Below are 18,312 nucleotides of genomic sequence, written 5' to 3' on the forward strand. Positions count from 1 at the left end.
TTTTGGGGCAGAGGAAACTTTGGATACTACGCGCGTCAGTGAAGGTTGGGTTGGTTGCCCATGCCTTTTTCGTCGATCATGTCACCTGTCTGGAAACGGTTGAACCGATACGCTGTGGCTGTGGGGTGGGGGGCATCGTTGGCCAGCAAGTGGGCGTAGACATAGCCTGACGCTGGCGTGGCCTTGAAGCCGCCGTAGCACCAACCGCCATTGAAATACAGCCCGTCAATGTGGGTGCGGTCAATGATGGGTGAGCCGTCCATGGACATGTCCATAATGCCGCCCCACATACGCAGCAAACGCGCCCGCCCGATCATTGGCATGATGGCCATACCACCTTCGCAGACATCTTCGACCACCGGCAGATTGCCGCGCTGGGCATATGAGTTGTAGCCGTCCAGATCACCGCCAAACACCAAACCGCCTTTGTTGGACTGGCTGACATAGAAGTGGCCCGCCCCGAAGGTGATGACGCCGGGCAGCACCGGTTTCAGCCCTTCGGATACAAAGGCTTGCAACACGTGGCTTTCGATGGGCAAGCGCATGTTGGCTTTGGCCATTAAGCGACCCGACGATCCGGCAACGCATGACGCGACTTTGCCTGCGCCGATAAACCCTTTGGAGGTTTCAACGCCCAGGCATTTGCCACCTTCGATGCGAAAACCGGTGACTTCGCAATTTTGTATGATGTCGACGCCGTGCTGATCTGCGGATCGCGCATAGCCCCAGGCAACAGCGTCATGGCGCACTGTACCGCCACGGCGTTGGGCCAGACCGCCCTTAATGGGGAAACGCGCATCGTCAAAATTTAAAAACGGGTATTCAGCACGAATTTGCGCCTCGTCCAGATACTCTGCGTCCGCCCCGTTTAAAATCATCGCATTGCCGCGTCGGATAAAGGCGTCGCGTTGGGCGTCGGAATGGATCAGGTTCATGATGCCACGCTGGCTGACCATGGCGTTGTAATTCAGATCCTGTTCCAAGCCTTCCCACAACTTGAGCGAAAATTCGTAAAACGGTTCGTTGCCGTCCAACAGGTAATTGGACCGAATGATGGTTGTGTTGCGCCCGACGTTGCCGCCGCCGATCCACCCTTTTTCGATGACCGCGACGTTGCGCACGCCGTAAACTTTGGCAAGATAATGCGCAGTGGCCAATCCGTGCCCACCCCCGCCTATGATGACGACATCATAGTGGGTCTTTGGCTCGGGATCACGCCACGCTGGTGTCCAACCTTTGTGGCCAAACAAGGCCTCTTTGATGACTTTGAAACCGGAATATCCCATGGAATCAGTCTCCTTTGCCGTAGAATCTCAGAAAACAAAGCGCATAACGTCCCGAAACGCGACATCTGTGCATTGAAATCGGACCTGCCTGCAGATTTTGTCGGTTGGACATTCAAACCCGGATATTGAAAATTTGCGCCCCTACAAGAAAAAAACTTGATTGATAGGAAAAATGTGCAACTGTGTATGCCATGGAATTCAGATTTGCCGTGCCCAAGAATCGGCACCCGACGCAAGACCGCACAACGCGGCATTTCCATAAGCCAAGCGGTTTCAACAGGCCGCACCAACCGGGAGAAACACATGAATAAGTTTACAACAGCTCTGGCATCGGGCGTTCTTGCCTTTGCCCCAATGGCGGCTTTGGCCGAAGACAGTAGCGATCCGATTGTTATTCCAATTCACAACTGGTCATCGCAGATCGTAATGTCGAACGTCGTAGGCCAGATCTTTGAAGAGATGGGCAACAACGTCGAATATGTCACAACGGACAGCCAAGCGGTGTACGAATCCGTGCGGCTTGGTGACGTCACACTGGAAATGGAAGTCTGGGAAGGCGCATTTGGCGCATCCTACCGCGCGGCCATGGAAAAAGGTGGCATTGTTGACGCTGGGGACCACAACGCGGTGACACGCGAAGACTGGTGGTACCCGATGTGGACCAAAGAAGCCTGCCCGGGTTTGCCAAGCTGGGAAGCTTTGAATGATTGCGCAGCCGTTTTCGCAACGGCCGAGACGGGCGACAAGGGGCGTTATCTGGATGGTCCCGTCGATTGGTTGAAGCATGGTCAGGAACGTGTTGCGGCCTTGGATATGGACTTTGTTGTTGTGAACGCGGGATCTGCTGCGGCGCTTTGGGCTGAAATCGGGGCTGCCGAAGCGGACAAGCGTCCTGTTGTGGTCTTTAACTGGACCCCAAACTTTGCCGAAGCCGTATGGCCAGGTGAATTTGTTGAATTCCCTGCATGGGAAGACGGTTGCGACAAGGACCCAGCCGTTGGCCCAAACAAGGACGCGCTTTATGATTGCGGCAACCCTGCCAAAGGGTACCTGAAAAAAGCGGCATGGGACGGCATGGAAGCCAAATGGCCTGCGGCTTACGGCGTGTTGACCAAAATCTCTTTCACAAACCCACAAATCGCTGAAATGGCGAAATTTGTCGATATTGATGAAATGGAGCCGGAAGAAGCAGCCGAAGCTTGGCTGGAAGCCAACCCTGACGTTTGGAAGCCTTGGTTGGGCAACTCCTAAGGGCTTGTTGACATAACACGACACACACCCGTCCAAAGTTAATTTGGGCGGGTGTTTTTGACAAAACTGATCCGATTACCGATGAAAAGAGCCACTCTATGACCGCCGCACCCGTCATTTCATGCAAGAACGTCTGGAAGATTTTTGGGGCCGATCCAGAAGGGTATCTGCAAAAGATGCCGCAGGATCATAGTTTTGATGATATTCGCGCGGATGGCTATATTGCGGGTGTCAAAGACGTCTCTATCGAAGTTAACAAAGGCGAGATGTTGGTGATCATGGGGCTGTCTGGCTCTGGTAAATCCACGCTGGTCCGGTGTTTTTCGCGGTTGCACGACATCACGGGCGGCACGATCGAAGTAGACGGTCAGGACATCATGAAACTGTCCGAAAAAGAATTGATCGAATTGCGCCGCAATAAAATGGGCATGGTTTTTCAAAGCTTTGGGTTGTTGCCGCACCGCACGGTGCTGGACAACGTGGCCTTCCCGTTGGAAATGCGCGGACAAGACAAACATGAACGCCGTGCCCGTGCGCTTGAGGTGGTCAAACTGGTGGGTCTTGAAGGGCGCGAAGATTACTTCCCCCGCGAGTTGTCCGGGGGGCAACAGCAGCGGGTCGGCATCGCCAGATCGCTGGCGATTGAACCTGACATCTGGTTTTTGGACGAACCGTTTTCTGCGTTGGACCCGTTGATCCGCCGGGAAATGCAGGACGAATTTTTGCGCTTACAACAGATGCTGAACAAAACAATTGTGTTCATCACGCATGATTTTGACGAAGCTTTGCGCCTTGCAGATCGTATCGCCATTATGAAAGACGGCGCTGTAGAACAATGCGACACGCCGGATCAGATCGTGTTGCACCCTGCGACAGAATATGTGCGCAAGTTCACAGAAGAAATCGACAAGGCGCGCGTCATTCATGCTGAAACCTTGGTTCAATCCGGTGATCATGGCAGCGGCGATCCCGTTGATGCCGCCGCGACCGTCAAAGAAATGGCGAAGCTGCTGGTTCAGGATACACGCGATGTCATTCCCGTGGCCCGTGATGGCGTCGTGATCGGCGGCTTGCATCGACAGGATGCGCTGGGCATTCTTTTGGGGGCGGAATGATGGCTGGCGCTGGCGCCTCTCGCGAAATGGATCGTTCCAAGACAGCACTCGTGCTGGTGGCAGTCGCCGTTTTCATGACGGCTGTGCACTATTTGGGCCTACTTCCCGAGGTATTGTTTCGGGTGCCCGAAAGTTTGGTGCCCCCTTTTGCCATATGGCTTGACGCTATTTTTAACTTTGTAAAAGACGACCTGGGTCTGCTGAAACTGACCCGTACATTGACAGAAGGCTTGGAGTGGCTGCTGGATGTCACTGCGAACTTGTTATTTGGCAAACGCCGTTGGCCAAACCTTGGGCCCATTCCTTGGACATCTGTTGCTGCTGTTGGCGCTGTGATCGGTTACTATCTGGGTGGTTGGCGGATGGCTGCGCTGGCGGGGGGTACATTCATTTGGACGGCGTTGATCGGCCAGTGGAAAATTGCCATGGAGACGATGTCGGTGCTTGTTGTGGCAGCGCCTTTGGCTTTTATGATTGGCTTAACGCTGGGCATTTTGGCGTGGCGCAAACCGTGGGTGAACCGGGCGCTTAAGCCGATTTTATCTGTGCTACAAACCTTGCCGTTTTTCACCTACCTGTTGCCAGCGGTCATTTTCTTCAAAGTGGGACCAACCGCGGGGGCCGTGGCGACCACGATCTACGCCATTCCCCCGATGATTTTGATGACAACACTGGGTTTGCAAAAAGTCTCGCCAGAAATGGTGGAAGCCGGTGAAATGAGCGGCTGCACCCGTTGGCAATTGCTGCGCCACGTCTATTTGCCCTCCGCCCGGACCGAGATTTTGGTGGGGGTCAATCAAGTCATCATGCTGTGTCTGGCTATGGTGGTTCTGACCGCTTTCATCGGTATGCCGGGCCTTGGCGCAAAATTGCTGGCGATGATGGGCAGTTTCAAATTGGGTCGATCTTTTGAGATTGGCGTCACGATCGTGTTGCTTGCCGTGACCTTGGACCGCATGTCCAAGGCGTGGGTTGTCAAACAGCCAGAGCATTTTGAAAAAGGGACGCCGTGGTGGAAGCGCCATTTGATGTTGTTGCTGGGTGTGGGTTTGTTTGTGCTTTTCATTGGAGTGTCACAATTCATTGAGGTGGCATCGACGATCGGGCGTAAGCAAAACTTTAGCCAAGGCAAAGAAATCGACACGCTGATCAAGGGCTTTCTAAACATTGATGCCGTGAAAGCGACGACAGGATTTTTGCGGGCATTTCTGAATGTGCAGGTGTTGATTCCGTTCAGAAACTTCATGCTGTCCATCCCAACGCCAGCCTTCATTCTGCTGATTGTTGCGTTCGCTTTGTGGTTGGGTGGCAAACGGCAAGCGGTGCTGGCTGCAATCTTCTTTTCCTTGGTCGCTTTCTCGGGGTGGTGGGATCGGTCCGTTATTACGCTGTATTCCGTGATTTCCGCCGTGGCCTTGGCGATGCTGATCGGATTGCCTTTGGGCATTTGGGCGGCGCGGACTGAAAGGTGGTCGAACCGGATTCTGCTGGTGTGCGATACCGCCCAAACATTCCCAAGCTTTGTCTACTTGATCCCTGCCATCATGTTGTTCGGGATCACGGACATTGCTGTGATCTTTTCAATCCTTATTTTTGCGATGGTGCCACTGACCCGCTACACCATCGAAGGGCTGCGATCTGTTCCCGAAGAAATGACCGAAGCTGCTGATATGTCAGGTGCCACCCGCATGCAAAAATTATGGAAAGTGCAATTGCCTTTGGCTTTGCCGACCATGGCCGTCGGCTTCAACCAAGCGATCATGTTTGCATTTTTCATGGTGATCATCGCGGCATTTATCGGCACGCAAGACTTGGGGCAAGAGCTTCAACGCACATTGGCAGGCACCGATTTAGGCAAAAACTTTGTGCTTGGGATTTGCGTGTCCTTGATGGCTTTGACGTTCGATTTGACCATCCTCAAATGGGCGTCGGATCAGAAAAAAGCCTTGGGGTTAGGGGACTGACAAAGCAATGGCTCGGGGCGTTAGTCTACCCCAAGACAGCGGCCTTGCTGCAGTCGCCTGAGGTGACGGCCCAACCCGTAAACCACCGTGATTTGGTCGCTGTCGGTAATCTCAAAAGCAACCCAACCGCGCGTTTCAACATCGGCGGCTGGTTGCAAACGCATCCGGTCACCGCGACCTAGGGTAAATGCCTGCGGGAAGGTCGTGCTTGGTCCTTCATGAAACGTCATCTGATTGGGCAGCACGCAATGGGTTTTGCCAGTGCCATAGGACAGCGTGATCGGGGCGGGGGGCGCGAATTTTTGCGCCAAATTGCGCTCTAGGATTACCATTCCAATGAAACCGCAGACATATCCCAGAACGACTGCGCCTGCGACCAAAACGGCCTTTGTTCTGCCGTCCGAAACCTTATTCCGCATGACAATTAGGGCAAGGCGCAGGAAGATTGCTGCCACTGAGGTCGACAGCATTGCTGCGATGCCGGCAAAGTAGAATAAAATGGCAGCGTCACCGGCGCTTTTCGGGGCATGATCCCCGGACAGATACCGATAGGCCACCAACAAAAACACAAGGCCAGCCAAGCACAAGACCCCGATGACAGCTCGCGTGGTTTTGGGCGGCAAAGAGGTTTTGAAAACCACAAAGGCAATTCCAAACACAACGCTGGTCAAAAGTAGGGTCAAAGCGACAACGATCAGGGCCGCGGCGAGGCCAGCCAATATGATTATTCCAAACATAAAGATACGATTATGCCAGCTGCAGCCTTTCGCAACCCATCAAAGTAAAAAGCCGCGCAGAAAACTGCGCGGCTTTGATAGATTTTACTTTTGGGAAAACGCTTAGCGGCGCAGGCCCAAACGTTTGATCAGGTCTTGGTAGCGTGCTTCGTCTTTGGCGCGGGCGTAGTCCAGCAGCTTCCGACGTGTCGCAACCATTTTCAACAAACCACGACGGCCGTGGTTGTCTTTTTTGTGTGTTTTGAAGTGCTCTGTCAGTGTCGCGATGCGCGAAGACAGGATAGCAACTTGCACTTCTGGGGAACCTGTATCGCCTTCTTTGATGGCGAACTCTTTCATCAGTCGTGCTTTTTCTTCTGGCGTAATCGACATCGGGGTCTCCTTTAAAAGGTTGGTGTGATGGCGCAGCCCGGGATGTCGTCCAGTGCAGGCCCATGGAGGTATCGCTTATGATTCCACAAGCAATGGGCGCGTATAGGAAGTTTCGCGCCAAATGGCAAAGAGAAATTGGGTATAAAAGGCGCCGATCAGGCCGCAAGACTTGCAAAGCCTGCGCTTGCAGCCACACTCATCGGGATAAGGGATACGTCAGAGTAATCAAATCCTGTATCCGCATCGACAGTGGCCACCACCACGCCGTCCATTTTGACAAACATCACGGCTTCGTTTTCGGGATCAACTTCAAGGTCCACCATGGGTTCTTCCCCAAGGCTGTCATCCCAGATCAGAACCAGATTGTCGTCCATCACGTTAAAATCGGTAATCGATGCGGCATTGCCTTCGGTGATCCAGTTCCCAGCGATGAAGGTGTCGGCACCGGCGCCGCCTGTGGCGATGTCTTGCGCGCCCATCAGGATTTCATCGTCGCCTTGGCCACCATTCAGAAAGTCACTGTCGTCGCTGTCGCTTAGCCCTGCTGTGGCGGGGTCATTTTCTACACCGCTTAGCACATCGTCTCCGTCGTCGCCAAACAAGGCGTCCGACCCGGCACCGCCCTTCAAGATGTCATTTCCGTCGCCCCCCTGAAGGGCGTCCTCCCCTGCGTCGCCCGAAAGTAGGTCGTCACCAGCAGATCCATATAGGCTGTCGTTGCCATTTCCGCCGTTCAGCGTGTCGTTGTCATTGTGACCAAACAGGGCATCGGCCCCGTCACCGCCATGCAATGTATCGTCGCCGTCCTCACCGTGCAGGGTGTCATCGCCTGCATCGCCATGGACCAGGTCGTTGTCATCACCACCGTACATGACATCATTGCCGTTGCCCCCGTGCAGGGTGTCGTCGCCTGCTTGGCCGCCGATTTGGTCGTTCCCACCCATAGCGTCCAAATCATCGGCACCATCGGTGCCTGCCAGAATTTCGGCGTCATCACTTGCGATGTCGTAGGGGATGTCATCGTTTAAGGTGTCGGTGTCTTGCGGGTAAGTTGTTTCGCTGTCAGCAACGGTGGCGTCTGTATCTTCCGCCACATTTTCGGAGGTGGCGGCATCCAATGTGTCTTGTTCTTCGTTTTCAAGGCGCACAGTAGGGTTTTGCGTTTCTTCTTCTTCGGTCTCGTCCATTTCAACGAACGTTACGGCACCAACTGCCATCAAACCCATCAAACCTGCCAACCAAAGCATAAAACAGTTCCCACATACCGGAATTTCCCACCGCCTGCTTAACACGCATTACGATTCGACCCAAAGCCCGAACTGATGGTTGGTTAACGGATGATGAAGGCTGGAAAAACGGATTAAAGCCACGTCTCGGGTTGCTGGACGTAGGGTAGATACAAGGGGTGTTTGGGATGGCCTGCCTTGGACAAACCAAGGTGGAACAGGGGGCGATTTGTTGATCGAAGAAGGGTTTCCACAGCGGCTCCGCGTGCCAAATGCGCGCCGTGGGTGCCCCATGCCGCAATCACGTCATCGGCCCAGGCAGCCCCATCAAGAATGGCGGCGTCATTGTGCGGGCCAACGGGGTCGGCTGCGGCCTTCATTCCCTTCGGATCAGTGTCGCGCCAAGCGAAGATATTGGTGACTTGAAACGCCCCGAACCCCAGCGTCCGTGCGCGTCTTTCACAGCGTTCCACGGTAGGGTCGTTTTGCACTTCTGTGGCAGTCGAAGGGTTAAGCATCACAAACAACACTTTGCGGCCCGAGGTGTCCCAGTTTCGGGTCAGGCTGTACCGGTAGCATTCGCAATCTGAATAAACAGCGACCGATGGTGCGTCGCCTTTGGTGTGAGAACGTGTGATCATAACCCTTGGTGCCAGTAAATAGGCTGCACTACAATGGTGCAGCCTTTGGTTTAGTACAGGTTTTCAGATGGTTGCTGGCTTCATACGGCCTGGCAAATCCAATAGTGCCCCTTTGGCTTCCATGATGTAGGCCGCAACGAAAGCGTAAAGTACATGCCCCCAAAGCGCGACCCAAGTGATGCCGGTGAAGCCAAGGAAAGGCTTGTTGCCCGCCACCAAATGAGCGACCACATAAAGGGCCAGAACCCATAGGGCGACACCGTAAACGGCGGCTGTCACGGACCAATGCAAACGGGGTAAGACGGCGCGTTGAACGGGGCGTGCGATTGCAAAGTACCCTACGGCGTAAAACACAAGACCTGTCATGACGTGCAGCAGATGTGCGGCACCGGATGGGTTGGCGCCGAAGACAGTCTTTAAGGTCGCGCCAGCAAGGCCCACGGGCGCAAGTTTTGAGTAGCCCAACAACGGGCTGATGGCCTGTCCGAACGTGTCAAATGCAAGGGTGGCAAAAGCGCCTGCAGTCAATACGGTGGTGATGGTGCGAAGCTGTGTCATGTGTCTGTCCTTTTTGAAGTTCGTGTCTATTGTATTTTTTTTAGAACAATTGGTTCCAAATGCAGTAAGAAACAACTTCGATCACGCTTCCCTGATGAGTTCGATAAAATTTGATGTAGTTTTTGACACAAACATGGCGCAGCGCTCACAGAGCTGTGAGCGGTGTTTCCATCTGTAACGTAAATGCGTGGGTTGTAACAAAAGGCCGTTGGTTCAGGTGTTGAACACGCGGCTTGGATGTAATTCACCAGACTTGAAACGCCCGACGGCCACGGCTTTTCCATCCAACGAAGCCCAGCATTCGTCGCCATATTCGACGTCTGAAGCAAAGACCATGCCGGGGTTGCCGTTGCGCATCTTGGCAGCGCCTTCTTCTGTGGCGCGGACCTCGGGTAGCTCTTGCAGCCCTTCTTCCAAGGGGCGCAGAAACGCATCAAGGTCAGGTGTTTTTGCCAAAGCGTCTACCTGTTCAAGGGTGACGCCATCACTGGCATCGAAGGGCCCTGACCAGATACGGCGCAATTCGCGGACGTGACCGTGACATCCAAGTGCTTTGCCCAAATCCCGCGCGATAGAGCGCACATAGCCCCCCTTGCCACATGTCATTTCCAACGTGACGTGATCTGCATCGGGACGGTCGGTCATGACCAATTCTTCGACCCATAAGGGGCGTGCCGCGATTTCGACGTCTTCACCGTCACGCGCCAATTTGTAGGCCCGTTGGCCATCAATCTTCACAGCAGAGAATTTGGGCGGTACTTGCATGATGTCACCCACGAATGCGCCTAGCGCGTCCTTGATCGTGGCGTCTTCGGGGCGGAGCTCACTTGACGCGATCACTTCGCCTTCGGCGTCGTCTGTGTTGGTGGCTTGACCCAAACGCACCGTGAATGTGTAGGCTTTCAAGGCGTCGGTGATGAACGGAACGGTCTTGGTGGCTTCACCAAGGGCGACGGCCAGAACACCGGTTGCGTCCGGATCTAAAGTGCCTGCGTGGCCTGCTTTCTTGGCATCCATCGCCCAACGCACTTTATTGACCACAGCGGTGGATGTCAGACCCGCAGGTTTGTCGACCACAAGCCAACCGGAAATATCGCGACCTTTGCGTTTACGTGCCATGGGATTGCCTTTGTGGAGGTTTCAGAGCGTGCGGCCTAACTTGCACCGCACATGCTGTCAATTCGCAGGAGCGCCCGTATCAATGACGGTGCCGATGATTGGACCAAGTCGGCGGCCAAAGTCATTGCGGTTCAGGTCCGGCGCATACAACCGGCTGACGTTGCCGTCAAAGAACAGAGCCTGTGGCAGTTTCAAATGGTCGCGGAAGAAAGATCCAAAAGTGTGAAAATTCACAAACCCTTTGGAAATGACAAAAACAGCGGTTTTGCCATTTGCAGATGTGCCCACACCATTGCGCAGATAGCGCGATGTGCCGTCTTTAAGAAAGCGGGGGTGCAGGGCGCCATCGATGACCAGCATGGGACCGGATTGCGTGGCGTGGGTGCAGTTTGGGGCCTCGTCCACAAATCGCAGCGTTTCTATCACATCGGCGCGGCCTTCGCGGATGCATAAGACGCCGTTCGGCAAGAGGCCAAAGTTGCCGGGACCTGCATTGGGAATAACGCGCATCAGTTCTTTGCCGTCCTCGACGTAGTGACCGACAGGTGCACGGTCGTCATGATACATTCCCGCGTTCATGGCAAAGCCAAGCGTTTTGCCGTCAGCTTTAAGGGCGCGGTTGATCGTATCGAATTGGCCGTACGGCACACCTTCTGCATCATACAGGAACAGTTGTAGCTTTTCGGATGCCATATCGACATGACACACGGAATATCCGGCGCCCTCATAGGTCACGTCTTTGCAAGAAGCGGCCTGAACCACCCCGGCACTGAGCAACCACATCAGGGCGAAGCGGAAGATCATTCTTGGGTGTCCCGGCGCACGTCCGCCTGATCGAGCATACGGCGGGTTTCGTCCATGCGATCAAACGTGGTGTCCAACTGGAACCTCAGGTCAGGGGTGAATTTCAACGCCAACCTCTTGCCCATGAAACGGCGCAATTCGCCTTTGTTACGGGCCAGCAGCTTCAGGCAGTCTTCCTTTCCTTCCCCCCCCAACGGCAACACGTAGGCTGTCGCGATCTTGAGGTCGGAAGATACGCGCACCTCACCCACCGTGATCGACATGCGGTTCAGGTCACTGTCATGCACATCGCCCCGCGACAGCACATCGGAAAGAGCGCGGCGGATGGTTTCACCGACACGCAATTGTCTTTGTGACGGGCCAGAGCCGTCATGAAATTTGTTCTTTGCCATAAATGTGCATGTAAGGCCCCGCGCAGGCTTTGCCAAGCGCAGCCTTGCGGGGTAACAGATGAAGGCAGATTTGCGCGGAAGGAAGCATGACATGAGCAACGGACCAGGAATTGTAATCACAGGGGCCTCCGGGCGCATGGGGCAAATGCTTATCAAAACGGTACTGGACAGTGATCGTGCGCATCTTGCAGGGGCGATCGAGCGTCAAGGCCATGACTGGGTCGGGCGCGATGTGGGCGAGGCGATGGGCGGCACAGCCAACGGGGTAATCGTCACTGACGATGCCCTTGAAGCGATCTCAAAAGCGCAAGTGGTGATTGATTTCACCGCCCCTGCTGCGACATTGGCCTTTGCGGCCCTGTGCGCCCAAGCCCGCGCTGTGCATGTGATCGGAACAACAGGCATGACGGACGATGACATCGCCAATCTGGAACCTGCGTCGCGTCATGCGGTGATTGTGCGTGCCGGAAACATGAGCCTTGGGGTCAATCTTTTGACGCAGCTTACAAAAAAGGTGGCTGCGGCGCTGGATGAAGACTTTGATATTGAAGTGATCGAAGCGCACCATCACCATAAAGTCGATGCGCCATCAGGTACGGCTTTGATGTTGGGGGAAGCCGCCGCCGAAGGGCGCGGCGTTGCGTTGAAAGATGTCAGCGACAGCGGGCGAGACGGGATCACAGGTGCACGTAGGCGCGGCGACATCGGATTTTCGGCCATCCGTGGCGGCGATATTGTCGGTGAACATGACGTTTTGTTTGCGGCCCCCGGCGAACGTATCGTTTTGCGCCATATGGCGACGGATCGGGGTATCTTTGCCCGCGGCGCATTGAAGGCGGCCCTTTGGGGGCTGGATCAATCTCCGGGTCATTATGACATGTTGGATGTGCTTGGATTAAGCTAATTTGGCTAAAAACCGCCCAAAACAGGTGCTGACGTTGAGGGTGCGGTCACACTTTTGCTCTAGATTTTGATCCATACCGCAGTGTGCTGCGTAGTCATTGATAGATCTATTGGAAGGGTGTGTCCTGTGCAAAAATTATTCGCTACGATTGCTGTCGCTGCCTGTGCATCTGCCCACACCGCTGCCGCAGATGTCGCTAAGGTGCAAGACGAGCGCCAATTCGTCGATCTGGTTGCCGGCAAGACGCTAACGCGTCCTTTCGTGAAACTGGAAGTATCCAAGGATGGCACTATTTCAGGGCGGGGTGCGCGTTGGGACGTAACGGGAAAATGGGCATGGCGAGACGGTTATTTCTGCCGTGACTTGTTCTGGGGTGGGGACCCGCTGGGGTACAATTGTCAGGAAGTCACTGTACGCGAAGGCCTTGTTAAGTTCACGTCGGATAAGGGCAATGGCGATTCCGCAGAATTCCGTATGAAGTAACCTGATTCAGCGGTGCGTCCCCTGCTCGGGGACGCGTTCTATTCTGATTTGGCGTAAAGCCGAGCCGTTCTAGGCTGGCATAAACGTCAAATCCGTGACGAATGTGTTCGAAAGGTTTCAGCGGCACGCCCCCACACACCTTCGTCAAGCTGGCCAAGCCCTGCAAGGGAAGGCAGCAGTTGATCTGCGAAATCCTCTGAGCTTTCAACAGGCAGCATCGACGGAAGATTGTCGATTGCGGTGACATCCAGAACCGGCGCCTTATGCACCCGAAGCGCCGGAGCATCCCAAGTGGTCGCCTTGTCGTATACTTTGATGGGGGAAAAATCGCTGTCCGGATCACAAGCAATGTCGCTGACAACGCAAAGTTGGCGGGGAGCGGATAAGGCTGATTCAGGTACGAAAACCGGAGTGCCCGGCCGTGCCAATACACAATTGAAGAAGATATCGTGGGTTAAGACTTCGGGGAAGGGTCCGCCGCTCGCGGTCTCTGCCATATCCCATTTCGTGGTCGCAACCCCCATGGCCGTGCACAGGTCTGCAGCCCCGGCGCCCACGCGCCCCAACGCGCCGATGATCAATGCGACGGGACGTTGTGTGCCAAGTGCCACCAATTCTGACTGTAAGTCCAGCAACAGTCGTGTGGATCCATCGTAACTGCTGACCGCCCCTGCCACTTGGCCCCGTTGTTGTGCGGCCCAGCACTTTAGCGCCACCGCGGCGCCCGCGTATCCCGCCCAATAGCCGAAAGCCGCAACGCGTCTGTTGTCTGCGTCTACCAGATATTCCAGATCATAGAGTGTGCCACCGCCGTCTTTGAAACGCTGTAGCAGCCGGATTCCGGATGGCTGGCCCTTATAGGCATGACCGAACATAATATGGCGATGATGCAGGGGTGTTCCATCGTCGGGCAGTTCCTTCAGACCAAAGATAATCGCATCCTTGGGGGCATCCGGCCAACTGTTTTCTTCGGCCACGTTGCAGCCTGCATCAATGTAACCTTGCAGGGGAATGCACCGGTTTGCGCTGTGCTCAACTGTGATTTTGATGCCCGATGCGATCAATTTGGCGGCGCCTTCGGGGGTCAGGCCGACGCGGGTTTCAAAGTCGCGTTGTTCGTTGCGCACCCAAACATGTGTCATGCAATGACTCCTGCTGCGCGCACGGACTGGATACTGTCGCGGCGTTCCATCATCGACAGGAATGCTGTGAGTCTTGGGAAATCAGCCATATTTACGCCGTCTCCTTCCAGCCATCGGGACACTGTATAAAGGTAAAAGTCAGCGATCGAGATATGCGCACCCAAAACAAACGGCCCGGTCAGACATTCGGTTTCAAGATACTGCGCTGTTGCTGTCATCGTTTCTGGAACTTTCGCCTTCATGTCTGCAAAGCTGGCTTCGGTGTCGGCCCAGCGATGACCGCGCATTTTATGGGCGTGGTTGATGTGTGCCGTAGAGGCCAGATAATACATAACGGATCGCATTTTTGCCGCGTCCATCGGATCGCTTGGCACCAGGTTGGCCTTTGGATTCAGTGCGGCGATATAGTCCAGCAAAGCCCCTGTTTCGGTTAACACAGTATCGCCAACAACCAACGCCGGGACACGCCCCTTGGAGTTGACCCCGAGATATGCGGGGCTGCTTTGTGCACCATTGGCAAAATCCACCGGAACCAGGTCGTAGCTTTGCCCTGCTTCTTCAAGTGTCACTGCCACAGCGACTGCGATTGTATTTGGTGCGAAATATAACTTCATCGGATGCATCCTTCAGACGTGTGTTTGGGCGTGGTGCCGCGTTGGATCTTCAAGGTGAGGCACGGCGTTGAACATCACAGGGGACCACGTACCACCCACCGGATACAACCGGTGTATAGAAGTGTTCATAATCGCCAAAGCCACATTTGCCATGGACGATATGTCCAGTTTCAGATGCTGGCGCATCACCATTGAAATCAGCCCGCCAGATGTGACCACCAATGCAGGGCCATCGCCCTGAGCAATGTCATTGATTGCGCCGTTTACGCGGGTTTCAAACGCCTCAAAAGTTTCGGGCGCACCGTTTAGAATACCGTCCTTCCACGCCGCAAAAACCTTGGGCAGGTGGTGCGCGAAATCTGGCTGTGCGGCTGGCATGGGAACGCCGTGTTCTTTTTCCAAGGCTTGCGCCAAAGTGAAATATTCCAGTTCATTCAGCCGCTTGTCGCGTATCGGCTCTAACCCTGTATCCATGTTGTTTGCGGTTTCTATGTGCCGTTGAAGTGTCCCTGTGAAAAGCCGCATATGATGGCTTTTGGTCTGTTTTAGATGTTGCCCAAGCCATTTGGATTGCTGTGCACCCAATGTGCTGAGTTGGTCGTAGCTGGCTTCATCCTTCGCTTCCGAATTGGCTTGTCCGTGGCGGATCAAAGTTATGTGCGACATTGGGGCTCCTGTTTTTTCCTTGATAGGCCAGTGTTGCCGCGTGCGGAAGGTGCTGGACCCTCCGGGGAAGGTTTATTTTGCGAGATGAAGCAGGGAGGAATGTGCCATATCGGAAACAGGCGTGGCGCAAATTCGGCCCTCTGTGTCGGGATTGGGAGTCCTTACGCTTTGCGAAATTTGCTATGAGGACGCGACGGCATAAGGAGCGCGGCATGTCTGGCACGGTAAAATTCACTCTGGATGGTGTGGAAGTTGAAGCGGACGCAGGTCTAAGCATCTGGGAAGTGGCTAATGGCCGTGGCTTGGTGATCCCGCATTTGTGTCACAAGCCGGCGCCGGGGTATCGCCCCGATGGCAATTGCCGCGCGTGCATGGTCGAGATCGAGGGCGAACGCACTTTGGCCGCATCCTGCATCCGTGAACCATCCGAAGGCATGGTTGTGACGACCAATTCTGCGCGTGCCGAAAGTGCCCGCAAGATGGTTGTCGAGATGTTGGTTTCTGATCTTCCCGACCGCGATGTGGCCCATGACAAATCCGCGCACATGTGGGACATGGCGGACTTGAATGGCGTGTCTGAGAGCCGCTTTCCTAAGCTTGAGGAAGGCCGCATTCCCTTGTTGGATGATTCACACGTCGCGATGTCTGTGAACCTGGACGCTTGTATTTCTTGTGGCTTGTGTGTCCGTGCGTGCCGCGAGGTTCAGGTCAACGATGTGATCGGCATGTCGGGCCGTGGTCACGACAGCTATCCCACATTTGATATGGCGGACCCGATGGGTGCATCGACTTGTGTGGCTTGTGGCGAATGTGTGCAGGCCTGCCCAACGGGTGCCTTGATGCCCGCCGCCGTGACGGAAGGCGCAGGGGTTGGCGACAGCAAGGATTTTGATTCCGAGACCGAAAGCGTTTGTGCGTTTTGTGGTGTTGGGTGCCAGATTTCGATCAAGGTCAAAGATGGCAAGGTGAAATACGTTGAGGGCATCAATGGCCCTGCGAACGAAGGTCGTCTGTGTGTGAAAGGCCGCTTTGGCTATGACTACATCCACCACAACCACCGCCTGACCAAGCCTTTGATCCGCCGCGATGATGCGCCTGCGAAGGGGCTGAACGTGGATCCCGGCAACTGGCAGACGCATTTCCGTGAAGCAACTTGGGACGAGGCGCTGGATGCCGCCGCCAATGGGCTGAAGGGCCGCGGTCGTGAAGTAGCGGGCTTTGGGTCCGCCAAGTGCACCAATGAAGAAGCGTATCTGTTTCAGAAATTCATCCGCGAGGGTTTCAAGCACAACAACGTCGATCACTGTACGCGGCTTTGTCATGCGTCTTCCGTTTCCGCCTTGATCGAGAACGTAGGCTCTGGCGCCGTGACTGCGACCTTCAACGAGATTGAAAACGCGGACGTTGCCATCGTTATTGGCGCGAACCCGATTGAAAACCATCCCGTTGCGGCGACCTATTTCAAGCAGTTCACCAAACGCGGTGGCAAATTGATCGTGATGGACCCGCGTGGTCAGGCGCTGAAGCGTTTTGCGACGCATATGCTGCAGTTCCGTCCGGGCGCGGATGTGTCCATGTTGAACGCAATCATGCATGTGATCGTCGAAGAGGGTCTGTACGACCAGCAGTACATCGACGCCTACACCGAAAACTGGGATGCTGAAAAAGAGCATCTGAAGAACTTCACACCCGAAAAGATGTCCGAGATTTGCGGCATTGATGCAGAAACCTTGCGCGCTGTGGCCCGTGATTTTGCCGGTGCCAAAGCGGGTATGATTTTCTGGGGTATGGGGGTCAGCCAGCACATTCACGGCACGGACAATTCGCGTTGTTTGATTTCCCTGGCTCTGATGACGGGCCAAGTGGGCCGTCCGGGGTCTGGATTGCACCCATTGCGCGGTCAGAACAACGTGCAAGGTGCGTCTGATGCGGGCCTCGTGCCAATGTTCTTGCCGGATTATCAGTCGGTCATGGATGATGGTGTGCGATCTGCCTTTACCGAAGTTTGGGGGTCGGACGACTTCTCAGCCGAGAAGGGCCTGACCGTCACCGAGATCATGGATGATGTTCATGCGGGCAACATCAAGGCGATGTATGTCTTGGGCGAAAACCCGGCCATGTCGGACCCTGATGTGGAACATGCGCGGGACGCTTTGGCGAAGCTGGATCATCTGGTGGTGCAGGATATTTTCATCACCGAAACCGCCAACTATGCGGATGTGATTTTGCCAGCCTCGGCGCTCTATGAAAAGTCGGGCACAGTATCCAACACCAACCGTCAGGTGCAACGCGTGCGCCCTGCGGTCACGCCCCCTGGCGACGCGCGTGAAGACTGGTGGATCGAAGTCGAACTGGCCAAGCGCTGCGGTTTGCCTTGGACCTACACAGACCCTTCTGAGGTGTTCGCTGAGATGAAGGTGAACATGCGCAGCTTGGACAACATCACCTGGGACCGTTTGGCGACTGAGGCCGTGACCTACCCGTCATTGACCCCAACAGATCCGGGCCAAGCCGTTGTGTTTGGGGATGGCTTCCCGCGTCCTGAAGGGCGCGCACGGTTCACCCCTGCAAACGTGATTGCGCCGGATGATACGCCGGATGCGGATTATCCGATGATCCTCACCACAGGTCGTCAGCTTGAGCATTGGCACACGGGGTCCATGACCCGCCGTGCAAGCGTGCTGGATGGGTTAGAGCCTGAAGCAAACTGTTCCTTGCATCCTTCTACCTTGCGCAAGCTGGGTGTGGAGCCGGGTGGCCATGTGCGCCTGACGACCAAGCGCGGTTCTATCGAGATCATGGCGCGGATGGACCGTGCGGTGGCCCCTGACATGGTGTTTTTGCCTTTCGCATTTGTAGAAGCGGCGGCGAATATCCTAACGAACCCTGCGATTGATCCCTACGGCAAAATTCCCGAATTCAAATTCTCTGCTGTGAAGGTCGAGAAAGCGGAAGGTGCGATTGCGGCTGAGTGATCCTACACGCGAAAATTTGCAAAAAAATGGCGCAGGGGACACTCTGCGCCTTTTTTGTTTTTG

At 55.0% G+C, this 18,312-nt stretch carries 18 protein-coding genes; 6 read left to right on the forward strand and 12 right to left on the reverse strand.

What is annotated here, in order from left to right; all coding sequences use genetic code 11:
• Window positions 1–35: 35 nt before the first annotated feature.
• Complete coding sequence (locus ASD8599_RS02160) at window positions 36–1,286, reverse strand: sarcosine oxidase subunit beta family protein (RefSeq protein ID WP_108827015.1); 1,251 nt, start codon at window positions 1,284–1,286, stop codon at window positions 36–38.
• Between the two features lie 303 nt (window positions 1,287–1,589).
• Between ASD8599_RS02160 and ASD8599_RS02165 the strand changes: the two genes are divergently transcribed.
• From ASD8599_RS02165 to ASD8599_RS02175, 3 genes are all read left to right on the forward strand, one after another.
• Window positions 1,590–2,537: an ABC transporter substrate-binding protein gene (locus ASD8599_RS02165; protein ID WP_108829960.1), complete on the forward strand. Its 948-nt coding sequence runs from the start codon at window positions 1,590–1,592 to the stop codon at window positions 2,535–2,537.
• Between the two features lie 98 nt (window positions 2,538–2,635).
• Window positions 2,636–3,652, forward strand: coding sequence for a quaternary amine ABC transporter ATP-binding protein (locus ASD8599_RS02170; RefSeq protein ID WP_108827016.1), 1,017 nt, complete (start codon window positions 2,636–2,638; stop codon window positions 3,650–3,652).
• Entirely contained in the window at window positions 3,649–5,616 is a 1,968-nt protein-coding gene (locus ASD8599_RS02175; protein ID WP_108827017.1) for an ABC transporter permease, read from the forward strand. The genes ASD8599_RS02170 and ASD8599_RS02175 overlap by 4 nt, the downstream gene beginning before the upstream one ends.
• Window positions 5,617–5,636: 20 nt before the next feature.
• On the opposite strand, the gene ASD8599_RS02180 is transcribed toward ASD8599_RS02175, so the two are convergent.
• The 8 genes from ASD8599_RS02180 to rbfA all read right to left on the reverse strand — a co-directional run bounded on the left by ASD8599_RS02180 (window position 5,637) and on the right by rbfA (window position 11,465).
• A complete protein-coding gene (locus ASD8599_RS02180) occupies window positions 5,637–6,335 on the reverse strand; it encodes a hypothetical protein (protein WP_146188175.1) in 699 nt (232 codons plus the stop codon).
• A 120-nt stretch (window positions 6,336–6,455) separates the two neighbouring features.
• On the reverse strand, window positions 6,456–6,725 hold the full coding sequence (rpsO, locus tag ASD8599_RS02185) for a 30S ribosomal protein S15 (protein WP_108827019.1): 270 nt from the start codon (window positions 6,723–6,725) through the stop codon (window positions 6,456–6,458).
• A gap of 155 nt (window positions 6,726–6,880) precedes the next feature.
• Entirely contained in the window at window positions 6,881–7,972 is a 1,092-nt protein-coding gene (locus ASD8599_RS02190; RefSeq protein ID WP_108827020.1) for a calcium-binding protein, read from the reverse strand.
• A 113-nt stretch (window positions 7,973–8,085) separates the two neighbouring features.
• A complete protein-coding gene (locus ASD8599_RS02195; RefSeq protein ID WP_108827021.1) occupies window positions 8,086–8,592 on the reverse strand; it encodes a DUF1643 domain-containing protein in 507 nt (168 codons plus the stop codon).
• 63 nt (window positions 8,593–8,655) lie between these two features.
• Window positions 8,656–9,150, reverse strand: a complete 495-nt coding sequence (locus tag ASD8599_RS02200; protein WP_108827022.1) for a hypothetical protein — start codon at window positions 9,148–9,150, stop codon at window positions 8,656–8,658.
• 213 nt (window positions 9,151–9,363) lie between these two features.
• Window positions 9,364–10,269, reverse strand: coding sequence for a tRNA pseudouridine(55) synthase TruB (gene truB / locus ASD8599_RS02205; protein ID WP_108827023.1), 906 nt, complete (start codon window positions 10,267–10,269; stop codon window positions 9,364–9,366).
• Window positions 10,270–10,326: 57 nt separating this feature from the next.
• Complete coding sequence (locus ASD8599_RS02210) at window positions 10,327–11,073, reverse strand: phosphodiester glycosidase family protein (RefSeq protein ID WP_181364390.1); 747 nt, start codon at window positions 11,071–11,073, stop codon at window positions 10,327–10,329.
• Window positions 11,070–11,465 carry a 30S ribosome-binding factor RbfA gene (rbfA, locus tag ASD8599_RS02215; protein WP_108827024.1) on the reverse strand — a complete coding sequence of 132 codons (396 nt, stop codon included), beginning with the start codon at window positions 11,463–11,465 and terminating at the stop codon, window positions 11,070–11,072. The genes ASD8599_RS02210 and rbfA overlap by 4 nt, the downstream gene beginning before the upstream one ends.
• Window positions 11,466–11,556: 91 nt before the next feature.
• Here rbfA and dapB point away from each other — a divergent pair, with 91 nt between their 5' ends.
• Window positions 11,557–12,369, forward strand: a complete 813-nt coding sequence (dapB, locus tag ASD8599_RS02220) for a 4-hydroxy-tetrahydrodipicolinate reductase (protein ID WP_108827025.1) — start codon at window positions 11,557–11,559, stop codon at window positions 12,367–12,369.
• A 126-nt stretch (window positions 12,370–12,495) separates the two neighbouring features.
• A complete protein-coding gene (locus ASD8599_RS02225; RefSeq protein WP_108827026.1) occupies window positions 12,496–12,852 on the forward strand; it encodes a dihydrodipicolinate reductase in 357 nt (118 codons plus the stop codon).
• Window positions 12,853–12,938: 86 nt separating this feature from the next.
• On the opposite strand, the gene ASD8599_RS02230 is transcribed toward ASD8599_RS02225, so the two are convergent.
• From ASD8599_RS02230 to ASD8599_RS02240, 3 genes are read right to left on the reverse strand one after another with little or no spacing between them, the layout of a single operon-like run.
• Window positions 12,939–13,994: a saccharopine dehydrogenase gene (locus tag ASD8599_RS02230; protein WP_108827027.1), complete on the reverse strand. Its 1,056-nt coding sequence runs from the start codon at window positions 13,992–13,994 to the stop codon at window positions 12,939–12,941.
• Window positions 13,991–14,608, reverse strand: coding sequence for a glutathione S-transferase family protein (locus ASD8599_RS02235; RefSeq protein ID WP_108827028.1), 618 nt, complete (start codon window positions 14,606–14,608; stop codon window positions 13,991–13,993). The genes ASD8599_RS02230 and ASD8599_RS02235 overlap by 4 nt, the downstream gene beginning before the upstream one ends.
• A 12-nt stretch (window positions 14,609–14,620) precedes the next feature.
• On the reverse strand, window positions 14,621–15,274 hold the full coding sequence (locus tag ASD8599_RS02240) for a histidine phosphatase family protein (protein ID WP_108827029.1): 654 nt from the start codon (window positions 15,272–15,274) through the stop codon (window positions 14,621–14,623).
• Window positions 15,275–15,486: 212 nt separating this feature from the next.
• Here ASD8599_RS02240 and fdhF point away from each other — a divergent pair, with 212 nt between their 5' ends.
• Window positions 15,487–18,249, forward strand: coding sequence for a formate dehydrogenase subunit alpha (fdhF, locus tag ASD8599_RS02245; RefSeq protein ID WP_108827030.1), 2,763 nt, complete (start codon window positions 15,487–15,489; stop codon window positions 18,247–18,249).
• The last annotated feature ends 63 nt before the right edge of the window (window positions 18,250–18,312 follow it).

Origin of the sequence: Ascidiaceihabitans donghaensis, assembly GCF_900302465.1 — a bacterium.
GTDB lineage: Bacteria > Pseudomonadota > Alphaproteobacteria > Rhodobacterales > Rhodobacteraceae > Ascidiaceihabitans > Ascidiaceihabitans donghaensis.

Excerpts from the sequence above, each read along its gene's own strand:
- ASD8599_RS02230 (WP_108827027.1), bottom strand. The coding sequence starts at position 13,994 with ATGACACATGTTTGGGTGCGCAACGAACAACGCGACTTTGAAACCCGC.
- ASD8599_RS02190 (WP_108827020.1), bottom strand. The coding sequence starts at position 7,972 with ATGCTTTGGTTGGCAGGTTTGATGGGTTTGATGGCAGTTGGTGCCGTA.
- ASD8599_RS02235 (WP_108827028.1), bottom strand. The coding sequence starts at position 14,608 with ATGAAGTTATATTTCGCACCAAATACAATCGCAGTCGCTGTGGCAGTG.
- dapB (WP_108827025.1), top strand. The coding sequence starts at position 11,557 with ATGAGCAACGGACCAGGAATTGTAATCACAGGGGCCTCCGGGCGCATG.
- rpsO (WP_108827019.1), bottom strand. The coding sequence starts at position 6,725 with ATGTCGATTACGCCAGAAGAAAAAGCACGACTGATGAAAGAGTTCGCC.
- fdhF (WP_108827030.1), top strand. The coding sequence starts at position 15,487 with ATGTCTGGCACGGTAAAATTCACTCTGGATGGTGTGGAAGTTGAAGCG.
- ASD8599_RS02240 (WP_108827029.1), bottom strand. The coding sequence starts at position 15,274 with ATGTCGCACATAACTTTGATCCGCCACGGACAAGCCAATTCGGAAGCG.
- ASD8599_RS02200 (WP_108827022.1), bottom strand. The coding sequence starts at position 9,150 with ATGACACAGCTTCGCACCATCACCACCGTATTGACTGCAGGCGCTTTT.
- truB (WP_108827023.1), bottom strand. The coding sequence starts at position 10,269 with ATGGCACGTAAACGCAAAGGTCGCGATATTTCCGGTTGGCTTGTGGTC.
- ASD8599_RS02165 (WP_108829960.1), top strand. The coding sequence starts at position 1,590 with ATGAATAAGTTTACAACAGCTCTGGCATCGGGCGTTCTTGCCTTTGCC.
- rbfA (WP_108827024.1), bottom strand. The coding sequence starts at position 11,465 with ATGGCAAAGAACAAATTTCATGACGGCTCTGGCCCGTCACAAAGACAA.
- ASD8599_RS02195 (WP_108827021.1), bottom strand. The coding sequence starts at position 8,592 with ATGATCACACGTTCTCACACCAAAGGCGACGCACCATCGGTCGCTGTT.
- ASD8599_RS02160 (WP_108827015.1), bottom strand. The coding sequence starts at position 1,286 with ATGGGATATTCCGGTTTCAAAGTCATCAAAGAGGCCTTGTTTGGCCAC.
- ASD8599_RS02175 (WP_108827017.1), top strand. The coding sequence starts at position 3,649 with ATGATGGCTGGCGCTGGCGCCTCTCGCGAAATGGATCGTTCCAAGACA.
- ASD8599_RS02210 (WP_181364390.1), bottom strand. The coding sequence starts at position 11,073 with ATGATCTTCCGCTTCGCCCTGATGTGGTTGCTCAGTGCCGGGGTGGTT.
- ASD8599_RS02170 (WP_108827016.1), top strand. The coding sequence starts at position 2,636 with ATGACCGCCGCACCCGTCATTTCATGCAAGAACGTCTGGAAGATTTTT.